This window comes from Vibrio sp. R12-SW3-ISO1 (assembly GCF_059834005.1).
On the sequence record NZ_JCBDGK010000018.1, the window covers coordinates 331,285 to 347,692 of the forward strand.

The following is a 16,408-nucleotide window of genomic DNA, read 5'->3' on the forward strand; positions in this document are numbered from 1 at the left end:
ACGCAATCAACTTTTGGGTGAGGGTCAATCAAAAACGCCTTGCGATAAGCAAGGCGTTGGATAGGCGTTGTTGTTAGGATTGGCAACGCTGTGACGTAATCAATTCATCGATCATTAACTGACCGCGAGTATTACGAATCTTGATGCGATAACTCAGTCCGACTTCCATATTGGCTTTGGTGTCTGGGTTGGTGCAGTAGACATTGATACTTTGGTTGAGCAGTTGTGAAGCGGGTTTTGCGCCTCGAGCATCCGTATTGTAGACCATCATGATTTCAATCGTCGTCCCACTTGCGCTTGCTCGCAAGATGGAGAGTGGCCCCGCCTCAAGTGGCAGTTCGGCAGAAAGCACGCTCGCGCGGTTCTCTGCAAGCAATTCGAGGTTACGTTGCTTTTCCGCATTGGATGAACAGCCCGCGAGCGTCATTACCACTAGCCCGAGCAAAGCCGCCGAGCGGCGCAGGATCGCCATGACCACTAAAACACTTTCTTAAAGGGTTTAACGATAACGGACTGATAGACCCCAGCGGCAACGTAAGGGTCGGCATCCGCCCAGGATTGCGCTTGCTCTAAACTGTCAAATTCGGCGATGACGGTTGAACCTGTAAAGCCAGCTTCGCCTGGGTTCTCTGAATCGATGGCAGGCATAGGGCCGGCGGTTAACAGTCGGCCTTCGTCTTGCAGCGCTTGCAAACGTTCTAAATGCGCAGGACGGACACTTAAGCGTTTTTCGAGTGAATCTTCAACGTCTTGAGAAAAAATGACGTACCACATAGTCAAAATCCTTATCGTGTGGAATAGGGAATTAATGTACCTTAAGTGTGGCGAAAACGACGCGCCGACACTAACAATTTGTGAAGCGAATCATCGCTCTATTGCACGAGGTCGCCCTTCGCTATCAATCGCTACATAGTTGAATGTGGCATCACAGACCATGTATCTGTCTTCAACGCCGTGCTCTTTGACGGGTTTGACCCACACTTGCAAATCAATGCTCATCGAACTGCGGCCAATCTTCTTACATTCGCCGTAGCAGCAGACCACGTCACCGACGCGGACGGGCTTTTTAAAGGTGATGCTAGAGACCGAGACAGTCACAATTCGGCCACTGGAAATCTCTTTTGCGAGGATCCCACCTGCAAGGTCGAGTTGAGACATGATCCAACCGCCAAAAATATCACCGTTGGCGTTGGTGTCGGCTGGCATAGCTAACGTTCTAAGGAGTAGTTGGCCCTTTGGGGCATTGTAGGTATTGTTCATATTTTGCGGACATCGACAAACAAAACAGCGACCGGGGAGGCCGCTGTTAAATTGGAAAGTCAACAGTTTAGCAAACTTTGCGCTGTGAAGTCAGCTTATGAGTTGCTGGTGTTTGACTCATCTTTAGGCATTTGTTTGTAGATGTAGACGCCTGTAAGCAGCGTAAAACCAAAGGTAGCCGCCAAAAGGCCGAACACCTTGAAGTTAACCCAGACGTCAAGCGGCAGCTCATAGGCGACGTAGATATTGAGTGCGGCGCAGAACGCAAAGAAGCCGACCCAAGCCCATGTGACTTTAGCCCACACGCTGTCGGGCAGAGTGATCTCTTTACCAAGCATGCCTTTTATGGCCGATTTACCCATGGCGTGGCTCACCGCGAGTCCAATCGCGAAAACGGCGTAGACAATCGTCACCTTCCACTTAATAAAATTGTCATCGTGCAAGAAGATGGTCATGCCCCCGAATACCGCAACCATCACAAAGGTGATCAACTGCATTTTCTCGACTTTTTTGTAGACGAAATAAGTAATGGCAATCTGGATAGCGGTCGCGACTATCAAAGCGCCGGTGGCAGCGTAGATGTCGACCATTTTATACAGCGCGAAAAAGATGATCAGCGGAATGAAGTCGAGCAATTGTTTCATATCTAAATTCTATGATTGGATAAAATTGCCCTAAGTCTAACCAAATTCCAGCGTCGGACATAGGGCTTAGTGACAATCTGAAACAACTCAGTGGGGTAGTTGACGTTTGAAGTCCTCTAAATAGCCCTCTTCGCGCAGGCTCTCGACCGTAAACAGCAACTCCTCGTCACTCATGGCAAAGCAGCTCGATTTACCGGTCATCACATTAAGGTACTCGTGATATTCGAGTTCGCTGTAGTGGCCGAATCGGTCTTGAACTAGGGTCTTAATACCGTGGTGGATTAAGCGATAATAGGTGTGGCGATGATGTTCCATAACAGACCTCGTTTTTCACTGTGGTCGCAGTGTGGCGATGCCTCACTCAACCTTGTCGAGAACTAGTAGAGACGAAGCATAGAGAGTGCCAACTTGTCGATGAGGTCTATCTCTTTGAATTATAATATGAGTGCCAGAGTGCATATGTCATAAAACTGGCACGTCTCAAATTGCGAACCCAATTGAGATTAAATTCGGTTGTCGCCGGTGCTGAATGCAATGATCTGACTGATTTGTGTGAGGCTACGTCCGCTCTCTTGCTGCCATTGAGTGAATGCGTCACTGGCGGCCTGTAACGAGCGCTTAGTGTCTTTGCCGCCTTCAATGATTTTGCATTGGCGCAAATAGGCTTCCACATCGCTGGAGAGAATGAAGGTGTCGACCCCCATTTGGCGCAGGGTGTAAGGCCCAGTGTTGCCGCCTAGACGCTGCCCATGAGTTTTTAAGTACCCCCAAAGCTCGGTGATACGCTCACTTGGCCACTGCGCGACCATCTGACCAAACGAGCCGTGTTGCAATGAAGCCTCGTAGATCATTTGTGCGTTGGCTTGTATCGATTTCACTTTCGCGTGATGGCGAATGATACGCGCATCCTCAGACTTGGCATCCCAATGTTCATCACCTAGCATCAATAGCCGTTCGATATCGAACCCAAAGAAGACCTCTTCAAAGTTTGGCCACTTGTTGCGCACGACTTTCCAACTGATGCCACTTTGAAACACCTTCATGCTAAAGGCGGAAAGCCAGCGATCGTTGGGTATCGCGGCGATTTCGTCACGAGAAAGCGGGTGAGAGAGCAGAGATTCCAACTGCGCGATGCCGCCTTTTCGCGCTGCTGCTCGCGCCTCAATCTGGGTAAATTTTTCAATCGTCATACCATGATTCCTTGTGTTTAGCGCTGAGCCAATGACGCTCAGCGATCACGATTTAATCAGCGTTAACCCGTGCGGCAGTGCGTCACCAAACACGCGTTTTGACTCCGTGCCTGACAGTTCGCTAACGTGCTCAACCAGGGTTATCCAAGCTTCAGGCAACTTGCTTTGTTTAAGTTTTGCGACGACCTCGGCGCGAAATTCGTCTGAGATATCGAGCTGGCGATCGCCGGTTTTACGGCACATCATTACGGCCGCAAAGGCCACCATTCGGTCTTGTTGCCACGGCTGGTCAAGCAAGGTGGGCAGCCATTGCTGAATCTGCTCCCGAGCAATCACATTGTGCGCACTGCCATAGAGCGGAGTACGGGAAGCAAGGCGGCCTAGCGCCCACCAGTGGGCATCGTTGAACTGGTTTTGATTGAGCGCTTTGCTTAAAAACCAGTTGGCCAGCAGCGTCTTATCTTCCACCTCTAAATGTTCCAAAGAGGCGGCCAGTCTCACCATCGACTCATACCCCATCTCTTGCGCGGCTTTGGCCGATTGCGGGTTTTTCATCGCACCGGGATGCAGGTACTTAGCAATATCGGCGAGCAGTTGCTCTTGCTGCTCTTGATTGAGTCCGCCAGCCACTCGGCGCCAGAACACCCACCAATCCGTCCAGCCTTGGTGATTTTTAAATTGAATCGCTTGCGAGTAGAGCCCCCACACTTGCTCAATCCGCCAATCATCGGTGACATCGCCAAAGCCGGGGCGTAGCGTATAGCCAGCCAAACGTAACCACTGTTTCTCGTGTGCTTCTGAGCGGCGGCGACGCTTTCTTCCTTGAGCCAAGGTGTCAAACAGCTGCCGAAGCGTGGTGAAGTCCCACTCATCGCGTTTGCCCAGTTGACGTTCAAGGGATTTACTCAAGGTGCGAATGTCCGCCTCCTCCGCACTTTTTTTATTCGCGCTGTAGAGTTTGCTGATCAGTGCTTGGCAGTGCGGTAAGTTTGGGGGCAGGCTGTGTGGTTTCTGTTCTTCTTTTTGATGACGAACTTCGAATTCTACTGCCCAGCGTTGCTGCTCGTTTGCGACGCTCACACACTCCATCTTCAATGTGCCCACTTCGGTCAGTTGGCACGCCAGTTGAACTTCGACCCGCTCTTTTTGATTGGCGTGCAACTGTGCCCCTTGGCTGTCCAGTGTCACGACATAAGGAGGCAAAGGCGAAAGCTTGTCAGGGTCAACGTCAACCATCACTCCATTTTGCAACGCTTGATCGTCGCGAATGCGATCATGGGTTGAAGTCAGAAGATTGAAGCGTACCGGCTCGCCGAGAGTGAGGGAAAAGCGACGTCCTGTGAGTCGGATTTCTTGGCCTTCCTCTGAGCCCTTGGCCAATAAACACAGTGCATGGCCCAAACGTTGTTTGTCTGGTAAATGGAGGAAATAGGAGCGTGCGACTCCGCCACCGATCTTGAGTTGTACACCGCGGCGCGCTTTACCAAATGCCACGGCGCCTAGCGCCACTGCCCAATCGGGGTGTGGGTTGTCCAGCAGTCGGACAGGCTCGCCTCGCCATTGGCTAAGCAGCGTCTCCAATCGTTCGCTGATAAGTTCACTGTTAAAAACACCGCCATTGAGTAGCAAGCCAACCGGGACGGCCGACGTGTTGTCTGGTGCTGTGCTTAATGTGTGTTTGAGTGCGTCAAGAGCGACACTTTGATGTTGCTGCAAGAAAGCGGCGACATGTTTACTCACCGCAGGATCGGAAACATAGGGCAGACCGAACTCGACGACAGCGCTGCGGCGTTTGTCTGGGCCCTCGTTGATGTCACTGAGAGGGAAAAAACCTTCCAGCGCAATTTGGTGTACTTCATCTTTGCCAAGCGCCACACTTTTAGTGCCGCCAAGCAGCTTAGAACCACTGCCTAGCATGGTGATTTTGACATCGTTGGGCGCTTGGCGACTCAGCAACTGCTCTTTGGCGCTGCGCGTCTGCTGAATTAATTTGGACAGCGACGCCGCATTGAGTTTTTTACCGCTGTTTAGACGCTGCTCCGCCAAATGGGCTAGGGCGAGATCGAGGTTATCTCCGCCGAGCATCAAGTGCTCGCCTACTCCAATGCGGTTTAACGTCAGCGCATGGTCGTCACTGACTTGTGCGGAGATTAAGCTCAAATCCGTGGTGCCACCACCGACATCACAGACGAGAATCAAAGGTACGTTCGATAGCGCGTCGGCGGCGTTTTCTTGATGACGTGCATACCAGTCATAGCAGACCGCTTGCGGCTCTTCAAGGAGCACCACCTTGTCTAACCCTGCGAGCTCGGCGGCTTCGAGAGTCAATTTCCGCGCAGTTTCATCAAAGGAGGCCGGTACGGTGATCACCACATCTTGCACTTCAAGCGGGTCACTCGGATGGCGGTGATTCCAAGCTTGACGTATATGATTGAGGTAACTGGCGCTGGCAATTAAGGGGGACACTTTGGTGACGTCATTGGCGCCCGCCCAAGGTAATATGTCAGAGCGGCGGTCGACGCCTTGATGAGAGAGCCAGCTTTTAGCGCTGGCCACTTGGCGACCTTCCACTTTCGCGCCAAGCTCACGCGCCCATTCGCCAATAATGACCTGATCCATATCGCCAGAGACGGGCTGATGTTCCCATGGTAACGTCAAATCGCGCTCGCCAATCTGCCCCTTCGCGGGATGATAGCGAAAAGAGGGCAGCAGCGGTTTACGCACCACCTCACCGGGACCAATCAACTGGTCTATATCGAACAGTGCCACTGGGGAGGCGTTGAGATCCGCGGTGATCTCACAATACGCCACCACAGTATTGGTGGTGCCAAGATCGATACCCACTAAATAACGAGCCGTGGTCATGTTGAAAACCTTTTCAATGTGCAGATAGGTTGAAATCAGAGTAAAAACGGCATCCAAGGGATGCCGTTATGGGATTATTCTTCGCGTACGTCAAATTCAACGTGCCATTTTTGGCCGTTATCATTGGCAATGGCTTCAAGGTACAAAGTACCGAGCTCAGTGACGCGTGAAGAGAGGGTGACGGGCACCACTTCGCCTTCTCTACGACCTTCAGAGACGGGCAGCGTGACCTGAATTTCCGGCAGCTCTTCGAGCTCATCTGGCCCCCAATGGTCAAGGTGCGTGCCGGCCAGATCGTCTCGACGCACGGTCGAACCGAAGAACTGGAAGTTGACTGGCTGGCCAATGATCAAACCAAAGGCTTGGCTGGGTACGTCCACGCTTGAGCCTTCTTCCATACCAAAAGGTGCTACACACAGTGCTTCCATCGGCGGCGCCATTCCTGGTATAGCTGGCATGGCACTTTCGATACCGACATAAAAGCTTGAGGCAATACCACCGCGAATACGCACGCCTTGACCACGACGCACCGCGCCATAGTAGGCTGCGCCGCTGGCAACCGCCAGATCAAGGTCGACACCAGTCAATCGCTTGGTCGCAGGGGCATTGGCCTCAGTGAGCCAAGTATTGAGTGTGCTCTCAAGACGTTCTGCCAAAAGAGGCGACTTCAATACGCCACCGTTGAACAGCAGCGCCGTAGGTTTGATAAAGCTGAGCGGAGCAGGGGCCATACCCGGAATACCAGCAAATGGCATGGCACTCTCTGACTCATGTTGGCCACTTTGTGCGCCTGCTTGTTTGACGAGAAAAGCCGCAATGTGACGAGTGATACCCGCATCTTGGGCGTACGGCAGACCCATTTGGGTCAATGCGCCGCGCGCACGTTGAACCGGGTGCTCATCAATCCCTACTTGCGGGAAGAAGCCATCCACCAGTGTTTGCTGCACTTCTTGCTGAGTGAGTTCTGTTTTGAGTGTCGCGCCCAATAGTTTGGAGCCTCGACTCGGCACGACAATCGGCACGCTCGCCAGATCCGCATCGTTGAGCAACGCTTCTTTCGCATCACGACAGGCGTGAGTCATGGCTTGAACTTGCCAAGGTTGCAGCTCTTTGCCTTCTTGGGCAAGTTTCATCTTTAATCGATAGGCGAGGGCCAGATCCATGTTGTCACCGCCGAGGAGGATATGCTCGCCCACCGCGATGCGGTTTAGCGCGAGGTTACCCTCTTCTTCGGTCACTTCAACCAGAGACAAATCCGTGGTACCGCCGCCAATATCGACCACCAGAACCACATCACCGACTTCGACTTCATCACGCCAAGCGTCTTGGCTGTTGTCTATCCAGTTGTAGAGCGCCGCTTGAGGCTCCTCAAGCAGTGTGAGGTGTGTGAGGCCCACATGACGCGCCGCTTCCGCCGTTAAATCGCGCGCGGCAGGGTCAAACGAGGCGGGCACCGTTAAGGTTACGTCTTGCTCTTCTAGCGGGTACTGAGGATGGCGATGATTCCACGCCGCTTTGAGGTGCTCAAGGTAGAGCTCAGTCGCACGCAAAGGCGAGACCTTCTCGACCTCTTCCGGGCTACCTGCGGGCAAAAACGCGTCGCGACGGTTTACGCCGCCGTGACAAAGCCAAGATTTGGCACTGGCCACTAAGCGAATCGGGGTTTTAGCACCGAGGTTACGAGCAATAGCACCAACCAAGGCTTTAGGTTCTGAAGACCAAGGAAGAACGCGCGCAGCAGGGTTCATCTCATGCTCATGGGGCTGATAGAGAAACGAACCCAGTTGAGTATGGGATTCTACCGTGCCCGGGGCAGTCAATTGTGGAATGGCCATCACCTCGACACGCGCATCTTCGACGCGCGTATCAACAAACGACATGACACAGTGAGTCGTGCCTAAGTCAATACCGACACTGAAGGTCGGTGCGTTTGTTGTTTGTTCCATTACAGCTCCACCTCTGCTGGTGCAATGATCGACGCATCATAGTGATCCGCCAACTTAGGCAGCGTCATCGCGCTGGCTTTCCAGCCTTTGTGGACCAAGGTGCCATGGAACGGCGCTTGGCCGGTCACGTTACCCGTTAGACGAACCTTTTGCGGATCAAAACCTTCTTCCACAGTAATGCGGCTCTCTTCCTCTTCTTGACGAATCGGCTCAAGGGTCACGTACTCTGCGAGTACTTTTTGCCCGCCACTATGAATGACGCGCGCAGCAGCGCCAACTTCTTCATCAGAAAACGCACTGACGTCTTCTTTGAGGAAATCAATTAAACGCGCTTCTTGTTGTAACAATGAAAGCAACTGCATCGCGGAATCGGTTGACGCCGTGGCCAGTTTTGACTCCACTTCCACCACTTTCTCAACGATCTTTTCGACTTCAACGACTTTTTCAACTTCGACGATTTTCTCGACCGGCTTTTCTATCTCGACAATTTTCTCAACGGGCTTTTCAACCACTTTCTCAATCACCTTAGACTTGCGTGAAACCGCAACAAGTAACAGTAGAACGCTTGAGGCGGTTAATCCGGCATGAAGCATGTCGAAGGTTTGAGGAATCATTTGTAAATCGAAAGTCATAATCATTCTCTTGGAAACTAAATTTTGCGCCGAGCTAAACACGGCTGCCTGTGTTGGCTGCCTTGGCAGCGGCACAATCATTTGACATGAAATTGGGGCAAATATAACACATTCAAGTGAAACCGCTTGTGTCAAAGCAAACTCGCACCAGATTTGGCGATGTATTTGCTCTCTTTTTAACCATGCCAACGTAATGAATGGTGAAAACGGGCGCAGAAACGGCAAATAAAATCGCGCCAAATCGGTTTAAGCGATGCAATGCTGGTCAGCGCGAGGTCGAGTTTTGCGCCCAGTTAGGGTAAAATTCGGCGCTTTGTTACTGTCACAATAGCGAACCTAAAGGCGAGTCATGAACCACAACCGAGTAGTCTGTTTCGATTTAGAAATGTGTTGCTGGAATGAGAACGGTGTCGGCACCACGGGCGAGATCATTGAAATTGGTCTGGCGGAAATCGATTTGGCCAAAGGCGAGGTGGTTAAGCGAGCGCAATACTATGTCAAACCCGAGCGTGATGAAGTTTCACTGTTTTGTGCGGAACTGACAGGCATTACACCGCGCAAAATTGATAAGCAAGGTCGCCCTTTAGCCGAGGTGATCAAGTCGATGATTAAAAACTTTGGCGGTAGCAATAAGATTTATGCCTCATGGGGGCGAGACGACCAGATCCTTGCGAAAGAGTGCGCAGAGAAAGGCATTGAGATGCCGTTTAGAGAGTTCATTAACCTTGCGACCCTGTATCGAATTCAGCATCGCCTGAAAGATAAACGTATTGGGCATCGCGCGGCGCAAGAAAGTCAAGGCATTGACTGGGAAGGGCGCCAGCACTCAGGCTATGTCGATGCCTACAACCTTGCCAAATTGGCGTTGACCATGCTCTAGATAGCGAGATTGAGCGTGTGTCGAGATTCAATCCGATAGAGAGAAACAAACAGGGAGCCGAGGCTCCCTGTTTGCGTTGATTAAGCGTAGCCAATCAACTCTGGTAACCAAAGAACGATGCTCGGGAAGGCGATCAAGACCGCGATGGTAATGACATCGGCGACAAAAAATGGCGTACATCCGCGAAAGACATCTTGTACTGAGCACTCGGGGCGCACGCCAGCGACCACAAAGCAGTTCAAGCCAATCGGTGGAGTAATGAGACACAGCTCTGCCATTTTCACCACGATAATGCCAAACCAGATTGCGCAGCCAATGCCAGACACACCAAAGGCGGAGTCTGCTGCGGCGACATCCATTCCGCCGTTTAAGGCAATAATGGCAGGATAGACCACAGGTAACGTCAGCAAAAGCATGCCGATGGCGTCCATAAACATGCCAAGGACGGCGTAGGCGCAGAGGATCAGCAGCAGTGTCAGCATCGGGCTTTGTTCAAGGCTAACAATCCAGTCTGAGAAGGCGCTCGGCAAATCGGCAAAGCCAAGAAAACGCACGTAAATCAACACGCCCCAAATGATGGCGAAGATCATCGCCGACAGTTTCGCGGTCTCCATCATTGAGCTTTTCAGCTCTTGCCAGCGACTGCCATGATAGAGTGCGACAAACAGAATGGCGGTCGCGCCAAGCGCGCCTGCTTCGGTGGGCGTACCCACACCACCATAGATACAGATCATGATGATGGCGACAACAAAGAAGATAGGTGCAGCCGCAGGCAGTGACTCCATGCGCTGTTTCCAAGTGTAGCCGCGCACTGGTGGACCGAAGTTTTTGCGCGTCATCGCGAGGAAGATGACTAAGCCGCCATAGATGAGTGCCGAGACCAATCCGGGAATAAAGCCCGCCATCAGCAGCGCGCCGACATCTTGCTCAACAATGATGGCGTAAATCACTAAAATAGCCGAAGGGGGGATCAAGGAAGCGAGTGTGCCACCTGCAGCGACCACGCCTGCAGCAAAGCGCTTGTCGTAGCCGAGTTTGAGCATTTCAGGGACCGCGATACGCGCAAACACTGCAGAGGTGGCTACAGACGCTCCCGACACCGCGGCAAAACCTGCGGTAGAGAAAACCGTCGCCACCCCCATGCCGCCGGGGAGCCAGCCCACCCAACGCTTCGCCGCCTCAAACAATGACTTGGTGAGTCCTGCGTGATACGCGAGAAAACCGATCAGAATAAAGGTTGGGATCAATGAGAGCGCCAACGATGACACTTTAGAGTGAGGGATGGTGCCAGCCATTTTGATCGCAACCATAAAGCCGCGCTCAAAACCCAGTTTGGCACTAAAGATCCAAACCAAACCTAAAAACCCCGCAATCGCAGCGGCAAAGGCGACGCGCACACCGAGAAGAACAAACAGGAGCATGGCTCCGGACACCCACAGACCGATTTCGATACTGTCCATGTTGCCCATCGTAGTAAATAAATCAGACAAGATAAGGCTCCTAGTTGTCGTGACCGCTGACACTTTCAGCTTCTTTTGCCGCCACTTCCGCAGCGGACTCAATCAAAGGTACGGCTACTGGCGAGTCGCCGCCTTGCCTTAGCGCACGTGCATAACCCCAGAGTTGTAAACAGAGACGCAAGGCGAGAATCGACAGCGCCGCAGTGACGACTAATTTGGCTGGCCACGTGGGGAGATTGATGTCGAGTGAGGAGTCGCCAATCGAGTAAGCGCGCCAGAAATGCAGGTAAGAGCCGTAGATCAGTACGAAAGTGACCATCAGCATCAGCGCGGTCGTCAGCAGTTCAGTAAACCACAGCCATCGACCGCGAAACTGGCCGACAACAATGTCCATGCGAATGTGGCCACCCATTCGCTGAGTGTAGGCAATGCCAAGAAAGGCGATAAACGCCATCGCTTGTTCCACCCAATCCACATAACCGCTGATAGGGGCACTAAACAGCCAACGACCCAAGATGTTCACGGTGGCAAGAAAAACCAATAAAAATATGGTGATGCCACCGAGTAAGTTCAGTAGCGATTCAAAACGGAACAACCAGCGATCCACTCGACTGAGCAGAGAGTGATCTTCTCGTACGGACGCAGCAGCCGACATTTCGGCCTCCTTTTGTCTCAGACATTCATCGAATAGCGATTAACGTCATCAAAATAAAATCAAGGTGAAGCAGGAAACGTTGGGCTCAGATTGAGCCCAACGAGCTTAGTGTTCAGTTACTTTTGTGCGAATAACCCGGCGGTGAAATCAAGGACCGCTTGAGAGTCAAACTGATCTTTGTACTGCGCCACCCACTCTTGACGTACGGACTCAGAGAGCGTGTTCAACTGCTCGGTTTGTTCGGCGTTGAACGTCACCATGGTCAAACCTTGCGCTTTAACTGCGGCTTCGTATTTTGCGGTGGTGTTCTGTTCGTAGTTTTGAACGTAGAGATCGAGCGCTTCATCCACAGAACCAAGCAGCGCTTCACGGTGACTGGGTTTGAGCATCTCTAGCGCTTCGGTGTTGACCACCACCGGACAGTTCGCAGAACCTAAGTTGAGGTTGGTGGTGCCCCACGTCGCCACTTTATAGGAGTTGGTGGCGAGATGCGCGTGCGGCGCAAATGAAGCCGCATCGATAACATTGGAGTCCATGGACTGACGAACTTCGGCAAACGGAACACCGGTTTTGATCGCGCCCAGTTTACTTAACACACCCATGATACCGCCCGGGCCGCGGACACGCAGACCGTCAAAGTCTTCCAGTGACGTTAGCGGATCCCCTTTACTGACGATGTTGTATTGCGGCATTGGTGTAGGCATAAGGAGCGTCGCATTCCAGCGAGCGAGGTCCTTAACCACGGCCGGATGCTTGAACAGTTCCATGTAGATTTCGCTCACGCGGCCAAGCGATACATCTTGAGAGAAGGGTAGTTCTGCCACCGTGATGGTGGGGTTTTTGTCTGCGTGGTAGAAGGCACAAAACTGCGCCATTTCAAACGCGCCAAAAGAGATGCCATCGAGATTTTCCCTTGCTTTTGATAAGCCACCGTAAGAAATATTGAGCTTGAACTCGCCGTTGGTTTTCGCCTCGACCAGCTCAGCCAGCTTTTCGACGTTTTCGGTAAAAGCGCGGCGTTTGCCCCACAGAGAGACGTTCCACTCGGTAGCGGCTCTGACTTCCGTTGCGACAAACCCACTTAACGCGAGGGCGGTGATTAAAGTGGCGTTGAGAGTTTTCATTCTTTCATCCTTGTTGTATTGATTTGACTGGTCACCAGTCGTGTAGGGTTGAAGTGGGCGCGACAGGTTTAGCCTGCTTAACATGGCGCTCCGTTTTTTGTTGTGACCCATTGGGTATAGCAAGGGGTTTGCCAACTTGTTGTGATAATGTTAACTGTTTGCGCCGCGTCCGGTGATGAAAGGGCTGAGCGAGCCGACTAGGCGTGATGAACGGCGCAATTTAGACGCAGCAACAAGAAAATCGGCCAAATTTGGCTCATCCTTGTGGGGGCTGAGTGATTGGATGCGCCAAATTTGGCCGATGGCAGTGAGTGCTATTTGTGTACCTATTAAGATTCACGCCGTCGCGCGTCCATCAGGCTTGTTGCTAAGCGGTAGAGGGTACAGGCTGGCGCGGTTTTTGAGTTGCTTAAGTTCAGTGAAAGGCACAATCGTCGTCGTACAACAGAGAAGGGAAATCATGGTCAGTAAACCGGCGTGGTGGGGGCTGCACCTCGAGAGCAGTAGAAAAGTCACGGTCTGGATCGTGGTGATTGCAACGGTACTGGCTATTGTTATGGCTCGGTTATGGATCGAGAGTATCGAGACACGACATTTTGCGGAGCTTGATACCGTCGGTGAAGAGAGGCTGAACCTCTACGCCTCTACCGTTGAGGCTGAGTATCAACGCTTTCACTATCTTCCGTTTATTGCCGCGCAAGATGATGACGTGCAGCAGCTACTGGCAACGCCAAAGAAAACGCGGCTGATTGACGAAGTGAACCAAAAACTGGCTCAGTGGCAAAGTGAATCAGGTGCGGATGCACTGTATCTAATGGACAAATCAGGGCAAGTCCTTGCCAGTAGCAACTGGAACCAAGAGGGCAGCTTTGTCGGCCATGATTACCACTTTCGCCCTTACTTTACCGAGGCGATGGCGGGCCGCAATGGTCGATTTTTTGCCATTGGCGTGACCACAGGTGAACCGGGTCTGTTTCTCTCTCGTCCTGTTCGCGTCGAAAACCGGATTGTTGGTGTCACTGTCCTCAAAGTGGACATGTCTCAATTAGAATCGAGTTGGCACGCAGGTGGCGAAGGGGTTTGGGTCAGTGATGCTGACGGTGTGATCTTTTTGGCCAGTCAGCCGCATTGGCGATACCGCACCTTGGGCGCGATTTCTGACCAAGTCCGAGAGGCATTACGCCAAGCACAAAAGTACGCCAATCACCCGATTGAACCGCTGAGCTATACGGATTTGCCCGCCTCACCACAAGGAAAAACGGTGTTGGATCTTCGCGGCGAGGATGGCGTTGCGACACGCTACGTTCTCCATCAACGCGACATTCGTGCGCTCGGCTGGCGATTGGTCTACCTCAGTGATCTACAAGACCTTACCCAAAGCAAATGCAACGCAATGATCGTGACCGCCTTGCTAGCGATGGTGTTCGCGCTGGTGGCGCTCTATCTGATGAGCCGTTTTCGCCATCAGCAGCAGCTCGAATGGCGGGTGGCGCAGCGCACCAACGCCCTCAGGCAGAGTAACTCGCAACTCAAACGAGAGATCGAAGAGCGTATCCGTACGGAAAATATCTTGCGGCAAACCAACGAAGAGTTGATTCAGGCAGAAAAATTGGCCGCGTTGGGTCAACTGTCTGCGGAGTTGGTGCACGAAATTAGTCAGCCATTGCAAGCGACGTTGACCTATTTAGCCAGTACCCAGTTATTGGTTGAGCGCGGTGGTTATGAGATGGCGCAAGAAAATCTCGATGAGATCGACCACCTTATTCGCCGCGTGACAAAAATCATCTCACGCTTGAAGCACTTTGCCAGCAAGTCGGTCAGCGCGCTATCGCCCGTTGATATCGCACAGTCTGTGCGCAACGCGCTGGTGGTGGTTCAACCTAGGTTAGACAAACATCGCATTGTGCTCGATTGGCAGCCGCCAGAGTCAGCGCTGCTTGTGCGCGCGGAGGAGATCAAGTTAGAGCAAGTGTTAGTGAATCTGCTCCGCAATGCCGCCGATGCGATTGCTGAAGACGCCAATACCGCAAAAGAAGACGATGCAAACGGGTATCGAGAGCACGGTAAGATTCAGATTCGCACTTGGCAGCAGGGCAGCGAGGTGTTGCTCTCGGTGACCGACAATGGCGCCGGCATCGCGGCGGAACACTTGGCGAGTTTGTTTGAGCCATTTTTTACCACCAAACCGGCAGGGAAGGGGGTGGGCTTAGGGCTTTCCGTCTCACGCACGATTGTCGAAGAGTTTGGTGGGCAGTTGGAGGTGATTGCCGCCGACAAGGGCTGCGAGTTTCAGTTGATACTCCAGTGCGCCGAATCGCCTGAAGCAGAATTAAGGAGTTCCTCATGACACACTCTTTTCCCCCGTCAGACGAGTTGGCGGCGCTTGGTCACTCGTTGCCGCCCGAAGTCATCTTGGTTGATGATGAAAGTGCAATCCGCCGAGCGACCAAACAGTGGTTGCAGCTGGCCGGATTGAGCGTGCGAGATTTCGCCGATGCGCAGAGCGCCTTGGCCACCATTGATGCTCAAAGCCATTGTGTGGTGGTGTCTGACATCCGAATGCCAAAAATGGATGGTCTAGCATTTGCCAAGGCAGTACAAACCATCGACAGTGATATTCCGGTGCTGCTGGTAACGGCGCACGGGGATGTCAAAATGGCGGTCGACGCGATGCGTGGTGGTGTGTATGACTTCATTGAAAAGCCGGTAGAGCCAGATTTGTTGATTGACAGAATTCAACGCGCAGGCGAGAAGCGGCGGCTTGTGTTGGAAAACCGGAACTTGCAGCGTTTACTCAGTCAGCGCCCTACGCTTGAAAGCAGAATGATTGGCGAGTCGCCAGTAATGAATGCCCTTCGTCAGCAGATCTTAATGCTCGGCCAAACGCCCGTGGATACAGTGATCAATGGCTCGACCGGGACAGGTAAAGAGCTGGTGGCGCGATGTTTACATGAGGTGAGCGCACGGCGTGATCACCCCTTTGTAGCGGTCAACTGCGGCGCCATACCGGACAATTTGTTTGAAAGTGAGCTGTTTGGCCATGAGAAGGGCGCGTTTACCGGCGCTCAGTCTAAGCGCATCGGGAAAATTGAGCACTCGAACAAAGGGACGCTGTTTCTTGATGAAATTGAGAGTATGCCGATCAGTTTTCAAATTAAGCTGCTGCGTGTGTTGCAAGAGAGGAAAGTGGAAAGAGTCGGCTCTAACCAAGAGATTCCATTGGATTTGTGGGTGATTGCGGCGAGTAAAGTCGATCTCAAACAGGCGTCTGAACGGGGCGAGTTTCGTGAGGACCTCTATTACCGATTCAATGTCATGGAACTGCATTTGCCAGATTTGGCCGATCGCCGTGAAGACATTCCGCTCTTGTTCGAATTTTTTGCACGCAAAGCCGCGATGCAATACCAACGTGACTATCAGCCGCTCAGCGACCAGGAGAGTTTGCTACTGTGTGAACAAGAGTGGCCCGGCAATGTGCGCCAGTTGAAAAACAGTGCCGAGCGGTATGTATTGGGTATCGGCCAGGGCGTCAATTTGGCCAGTGTACTGGGGACGGAGCCACTAACGCCAAGCCCAAATCCAACCAACCTCGCGGATCGCGTGCACAACTTTGAACGGCAGGTGATTGTTCAAGCATTTAAACGCCATAAAGGTAATGTGCAAGCAGTGATGGACGAATTGGAGCTGCCACGACGCACACTTAACAACAAAATGACCCAATACGATATCCAGCGCCGTGACTTTGTGGATTA

The 16,408-nt window shown here is 52.4% G+C and carries 15 protein-coding genes; 3 read left to right on the forward strand and 12 right to left on the reverse strand.

Features of this window, described 5'->3' with window-relative positions; translation table 11 throughout:
- Nucleotides 1-73: 73 nt before the first annotated feature.
- From AC6R0R_RS06780 to AC6R0R_RS06820, 9 genes are all read right to left on the reverse strand, one after another.
- A complete protein-coding gene (locus AC6R0R_RS06780) occupies nucleotides 74-472 on the reverse strand; it encodes a GspS/AspS pilotin family protein (RefSeq protein WP_500626166.1) in 399 nt (132 codons plus the stop codon).
- Between the two features lie 5 nt (nucleotides 473-477).
- On the reverse strand, nucleotides 478-774 hold the full coding sequence (locus AC6R0R_RS06785; protein WP_500626150.1) for a YciI family protein: 297 nt from the start codon (nucleotides 772-774) through the stop codon (nucleotides 478-480).
- Between the two features lie 90 nt (nucleotides 775-864).
- On the reverse strand, nucleotides 865-1,260 hold the full coding sequence (yciA, locus tag AC6R0R_RS06790) for an acyl-CoA thioester hydrolase YciA (protein ID WP_334552465.1): 396 nt from the start codon (nucleotides 1,258-1,260) through the stop codon (nucleotides 865-867).
- Between the two features lie 95 nt (nucleotides 1,261-1,355).
- Complete coding sequence (locus tag AC6R0R_RS06795) at nucleotides 1,356-1,904, reverse strand: septation protein A (protein WP_500626151.1); 549 nt, start codon at nucleotides 1,902-1,904, stop codon at nucleotides 1,356-1,358.
- A gap of 87 nt (nucleotides 1,905-1,991) precedes the next feature.
- Nucleotides 1,992-2,219, reverse strand: coding sequence for a hypothetical protein (locus AC6R0R_RS06800; protein WP_334552463.1), 228 nt, complete (start codon nucleotides 2,217-2,219; stop codon nucleotides 1,992-1,994).
- 188 nt (nucleotides 2,220-2,407) lie between these two features.
- Nucleotides 2,408-3,094, reverse strand: coding sequence for a DNA-3-methyladenine glycosylase I (locus AC6R0R_RS06805; protein WP_500626152.1), 687 nt, complete (start codon nucleotides 3,092-3,094; stop codon nucleotides 2,408-2,410).
- A gap of 45 nt (nucleotides 3,095-3,139) precedes the next feature.
- Entirely contained in the window at nucleotides 3,140-5,959 is a 2,820-nt protein-coding gene (locus AC6R0R_RS06810; RefSeq protein WP_500626153.1) for an Hsp70 family protein, read from the reverse strand.
- A gap of 74 nt (nucleotides 5,960-6,033) precedes the next feature.
- Nucleotides 6,034-7,905, reverse strand: coding sequence for an Hsp70 family protein (locus AC6R0R_RS06815; RefSeq protein WP_500626154.1), 1,872 nt, complete (start codon nucleotides 7,903-7,905; stop codon nucleotides 6,034-6,036).
- Entirely contained in the window at nucleotides 7,905-8,537 is a 633-nt protein-coding gene (locus AC6R0R_RS06820; protein WP_500626155.1) for a DUF2760 domain-containing protein, read from the reverse strand. Before AC6R0R_RS06820 ends, AC6R0R_RS06815 begins: the two co-directional genes overlap by 1 nt.
- A 349-nt stretch (nucleotides 8,538-8,886) precedes the next feature.
- Between AC6R0R_RS06820 and AC6R0R_RS06825 the strand changes: the two genes are divergently transcribed.
- A complete protein-coding gene (locus AC6R0R_RS06825; RefSeq protein WP_487901174.1) occupies nucleotides 8,887-9,417 on the forward strand; it encodes a 3'-5' exonuclease in 531 nt (176 codons plus the stop codon).
- Between the two features lie 80 nt (nucleotides 9,418-9,497).
- Here the strand turns inward: AC6R0R_RS06825 and AC6R0R_RS06830 are convergent, their stop codons facing one another.
- The 3 genes from AC6R0R_RS06830 to dctP all read right to left on the reverse strand — a co-directional run bounded on the left by AC6R0R_RS06830 (nucleotide 9,498) and on the right by dctP (nucleotide 12,656).
- Nucleotides 9,498-10,907: a TRAP transporter large permease gene (locus tag AC6R0R_RS06830; RefSeq protein ID WP_334552457.1), complete on the reverse strand. Its 1,410-nt coding sequence runs from the start codon at nucleotides 10,905-10,907 to the stop codon at nucleotides 9,498-9,500.
- A gap of 10 nt (nucleotides 10,908-10,917) precedes the next feature.
- Nucleotides 10,918-11,532, reverse strand: coding sequence for a TRAP transporter small permease subunit (locus AC6R0R_RS06835; RefSeq protein ID WP_500626156.1), 615 nt, complete (start codon nucleotides 11,530-11,532; stop codon nucleotides 10,918-10,920).
- A gap of 116 nt (nucleotides 11,533-11,648) precedes the next feature.
- Complete coding sequence (gene dctP, locus AC6R0R_RS06840; RefSeq protein WP_500626157.1) at nucleotides 11,649-12,656, reverse strand: TRAP transporter substrate-binding protein DctP; 1,008 nt, start codon at nucleotides 12,654-12,656, stop codon at nucleotides 11,649-11,651.
- A 460-nt stretch (nucleotides 12,657-13,116) separates the two neighbouring features.
- Between dctP and AC6R0R_RS06845 the strand changes: the two genes are divergently transcribed.
- Nucleotides 13,117-15,003, forward strand: a complete 1,887-nt coding sequence (locus AC6R0R_RS06845) for a sensor histidine kinase (protein WP_500626158.1) — start codon at nucleotides 13,117-13,119, stop codon at nucleotides 15,001-15,003.
- Nucleotides 15,000-16,408 (forward strand): sigma-54-dependent transcriptional regulator (locus AC6R0R_RS06850; RefSeq protein ID WP_500626159.1); only part of this gene is annotated, 1,409 nt, incomplete at its 3' end. The genes AC6R0R_RS06845 and AC6R0R_RS06850, both read left to right, overlap by 4 nt.

Bases quoted from the DNA above. Each gene is read 5' to 3' on its own strand.
- AC6R0R_RS06800 (WP_334552463.1), bottom strand. From the start codon at position 2,219: ATGGAACATCATCGCCACACCTATTATCGCTTAATCCACCACGGTATT.
- AC6R0R_RS06825 (WP_487901174.1), top strand. From the start codon at position 8,887: ATGAACCACAACCGAGTAGTCTGTTTCGATTTAGAAATGTGTTGCTGG.
- AC6R0R_RS06810 (WP_500626153.1), bottom strand. From the start codon at position 5,959: ATGACCACGGCTCGTTATTTAGTGGGTATCGATCTTGGCACCACCAAT.
- AC6R0R_RS06785 (WP_500626150.1), bottom strand. From the start codon at position 774: ATGTGGTACGTCATTTTTTCTCAAGACGTTGAAGATTCACTCGAAAAA.
- AC6R0R_RS06780 (WP_500626166.1), bottom strand. From the start codon at position 472: ATGGCGATCCTGCGCCGCTCGGCGGCTTTGCTCGGGCTAGTGGTAATG.
- AC6R0R_RS06795 (WP_500626151.1), bottom strand. From the start codon at position 1,904: ATGAAACAATTGCTCGACTTCATTCCGCTGATCATCTTTTTCGCGCTG.
- AC6R0R_RS06845 (WP_500626158.1), top strand. From the start codon at position 13,117: ATGGTCAGTAAACCGGCGTGGTGGGGGCTGCACCTCGAGAGCAGTAGA.
- AC6R0R_RS06805 (WP_500626152.1), bottom strand. From the start codon at position 3,094: ATGACGATTGAAAAATTTACCCAGATTGAGGCGCGAGCAGCAGCGCGA.
- AC6R0R_RS06815 (WP_500626154.1), bottom strand. From the start codon at position 7,905: ATGGAACAAACAACAAACGCACCGACCTTCAGTGTCGGTATTGACTTA.
- AC6R0R_RS06820 (WP_500626155.1), bottom strand. From the start codon at position 8,537: ATGACTTTCGATTTACAAATGATTCCTCAAACCTTCGACATGCTTCAT.
- AC6R0R_RS06835 (WP_500626156.1), bottom strand. From the start codon at position 11,532: ATGTCGGCTGCTGCGTCCGTACGAGAAGATCACTCTCTGCTCAGTCGA.
- yciA (WP_334552465.1), bottom strand. From the start codon at position 1,260: ATGAACAATACCTACAATGCCCCAAAGGGCCAACTACTCCTTAGAACG.
- dctP (WP_500626157.1), bottom strand. From the start codon at position 12,656: ATGAAAACTCTCAACGCCACTTTAATCACCGCCCTCGCGTTAAGTGGG.